General features: G+C 71.3%; 2 protein-coding genes. Both read left to right on the top strand.

Annotated features, from left to right (window positions below):
- Positions 1-162 precede the first annotated feature (162 nt).
- Positions 163-405, top strand: coding sequence for a hypothetical protein (locus tag ACFE8Y_RS20035; RefSeq protein WP_375466130.1), 243 nt, complete (start codon positions 163-165; stop codon positions 403-405).
- A 288-nt stretch (positions 406-693) separates the two neighbouring features.
- Entirely contained in the window at positions 694-3,285 is a 2,592-nt protein-coding gene (gene leuS / locus ACFE8Y_RS20030; protein WP_375466129.1) for a leucine--tRNA ligase, read from the top strand.
- The last annotated feature ends 17 nt before the right edge of the window (positions 3,286-3,302 follow it).

Here is a 3,302-nt window from a genome sequence, read left to right as displayed (position 1 = left end):
GGAAACCGTACAAATCACGCGGCGATCACCGCGCACCGTCTTTTCTATTTTCTCGAACGTTTCTACCAATCTTATTCGGGTTTTCCGAAGTCGGGATCGGGACCATCTTCGCTTCATCGGATGACGGCCAGCCGGCCGCGCATCGCACCGATGGAGCACACCATGTCCCGTATCATCTCGACTTCCGTTCTCGCCCTCGCCCTCGCCGCCGGCCTGCCCGCCGTCGCCCTGGCGCAGAGCTACACCGCGCCCGCCGGCATCCCGGCCGAGACCGCGCCCGGCGGCGCCACCGGCCGCACCGTCGAGTCCCGCGGCTGGAACGCGGCGCCGAACGCCTACGACACCCTGACGACCGGATCGTCCAACCGCCGCAGCGTTCGCCAGGACCGCGCCGTCCGCCACTGATCGTTCGACAGGACCTCGGAGCCGGCTTCGCAACCCGCGGAGCCGGCTTTGCCATTTCCGGGAAGGGTGCCGCCAGACCGGAGGCGCGTCCGTGAGGATGCCGGCCGGGCGGGCTGCGGCGTCGCAGATCGCAGCGCCGCGCCGACGCCGCTGCGAGGCATCGGCTCAAGGCAAAGGCATCGGCTCAAGATACGTTGACCGCCCGCGGCCCGGGTATGCTAGTCCCGGCCCCCGCCGGCACGCTGCCTGCCGGCCGCTCGCCTCACCGTCTCGACCGGCACCCGGCCCATGACCCAACCGCCCGCGCCCGAACGCTACAACCCCAAGGAGGCCGAGCCGCGCTGGCAGGCGGCCTGGGACGCGGCGCGGCTGTTCGAGACCGACAACGCCGACCCCCGCCCGAAATACTACGTGCTGGAGATGTTCCCCTACCCGTCGGGGCGCATCCACATGGGCCACGTGCGCAACTACGCGATGGGCGACGTGGTGGCCCGCTACAAGCGCGCCAAGGGTTTTTCGGTGCTGCACCCGATGGGCTGGGACGCCTTCGGCCTGCCCGCCGAGAACGCCGCCATGGAGCGCAAGACCAACCCGCGCGACTGGACCTACGCCAACATCAGCGCGATGCGCGAACAGCTCAAAGCGATGGGCCTGTCGCTCGACTGGAGCCGCGAGGTCGCGACCTGCGATCCGGCCTACTACAAGCACCAGCAGCGCATGTTCCTCGACTTCCTGGATAAGGGTCTGGTCACGCGCCGCACGGCCAAGGTGAACTGGGACCCGGTCGACCACACCGTGCTCGCCAACGAGCAGGTGATCGACGGGCGCGGCTGGCGCTCGGGGGCGCTCGTGGAACAGCGCGAGCTGACCCAGTGGTTCTTCAAGATCACCGACTTCGCGCAGGATCTCCACGACGCGCTGGACGGGCTGGAGCGCTGGCCGGAAAAAGTCCGGCTGATGCAGCGGAACTGGATCGGCCGCTCGCAGGGCTTGCAGGTCCGTTTTTCGCTGGCCGGGGCGGCCGCGGGCTGCGGTGACGCGATCGAGGTCTACACCACCCGCCCCGACACCCTGTTCGGCGCGAAGTTCCTGGCGATCGCCGCCGACCATCCCGTGGCCCAGGCGGTCGCTGCGACCAATCCCGACCTCGCGGGCTTCATCGCGGAATGCCGGCGCACGGGCACGGCGCAGGCGGCGATCGATACGGCGGAGAAGCTCGGCTTCGATACCGGCTTGCGGGTGCGCCACCCCCTCGACCCGTCCTGGACCCTGCCGGTCTTTGTGGCGAACTTCGTGCTGATGGAGTACGGCACCGGCGCCGTGTTCGGCTGCCCGGCCCACGACCAGCGCGACCTCGACTTCGCCAACGCGTACGGGCTCGGCAACACGCCCGTGGTCTGCCCGGAGGGGCAGGACGCCGACGCGTTCGTCGTCACCGACACGGCCTACGACGGCGACGGGCGGATGATCCATTCGCGCTTCCTCGACGGGATGACCACGACGGAGGCGTTCGAGGCGGTCGCCAACCGCCTGGAGGCGGAGGTGCTCTCCGGCGCGCCGGTCGCGTCGCGGAAGGTGCAGTTCCGGTTGCGCGACTGGGGCGTCTCGCGCCAGCGCTACTGGGGCTGTCCGATCCCGGTCATCCACTGCGACGCCTGCGGCCCGGTGCCGGTGCCGGTGCCCGACCTGCCGGTGCGGCTCCCCGAGACCGTCTCGTTCGACCAGCCCGGCAACCCGCTGGAGCGGGACGCGGCGTGGCGGAACGTCCCCTGCCCGCGCTGCGGGGCCGCGGCCCGGCGCGAGACCGACACCATGGACACCTTCGTCGACTCGTCCTGGTACTACGCCCGCTTCACCGCGCCGTGGCTCGCGGACGCGCCGACCGACCGCGCGGCGGTCGACCGCTGGCTTCCCGTCGACCAGTACATCGGCGGCATCGAGCACGCGATCCTGCACCTGCTCTACGCCCGCTTCGTCATGCGGGCGATGCGCGAGACCGGGTGGTCGGGCGTGGCGGAGCCGTTCGCCGGGCTGTTCACGCAGGGGATGGTGGTCCACGAGACCTACAGGGACGCGGCCGGCGCCTGGGTGCCGACGGCCGACGTGAGAATCGCGACCGAGGGCGGCGAGCGCTGCGCGTTTCACGTGAAAACCCACGCGCCGGTCGCGATCGGCGCCATCGAGAAGATGTCGAAGTCGAAGAAGAACGTGGTCGACCCCGACGACATCATCGCCTCCTTCGGCGCCGACACCGCGCGCTGGTTCATGCTCTCGGACTCGCCGCCCGAGCGCGACGTGATCTGGACGGAGGAGGGCGTGCAGGGCGCCGCCCGCTTCGTCCAGCGGGTCTGGCGGCTGGTGGGCGCCGCGGTCTCGGCCGGCGGCGCAGGTGCGGCCGACCTCGCCCTGCGCAAGGCCGCGCACCGGGCGCTCGCCGCCTTCGGCGAGGACGTGGAGCGCCTGCGCTTCAACCGCTGCGTCGCCCACGTCTACACGCTGGCCAACGCCCTGGAAGAGGGCCTGCGCACCGGCGCCGCGGGGCCGGCAGCGCGGGAGGCCGCCGGCATCCTGGTGCAGCTCATCGCGCCGATGATGCCGCATCTGGCCGAGGCGTGCTGGGAGGCGCTGGGCGGCCACGGCCTCGCGGCGCAGGCCCCCTGGCCCGCCTTCGACCCGGCGCTGCTCGTCGAGGAGGCGCTCACGCTCCCCGTGCAGGTCAACGGGAAGAAGCGCGCCGACATCACCGTCCCGCGCGGGGCGGACGCTGCAATGGTCGAGGCCGCGGTGCTCGCCGACGCGGCCGTGCAGCGGGTTCTCGAAGGGCGCGCACCGCGAAAAGTCATCGTCGTGCCCGGGCGGATCGTGAACCTCGTGGTGTGAGGCGGCCCTTCCCTCCC

This window comes from uncultured Methylobacterium sp. (assembly GCF_964242245.1).
Lineage (GTDB): Bacteria > Pseudomonadota > Alphaproteobacteria > Rhizobiales > Beijerinckiaceae > Methylobacterium.
The sequence above is the reverse complement of the archived record's forward strand: the minus strand, read 5'-3'. Positions and strand labels throughout refer to the sequence as shown.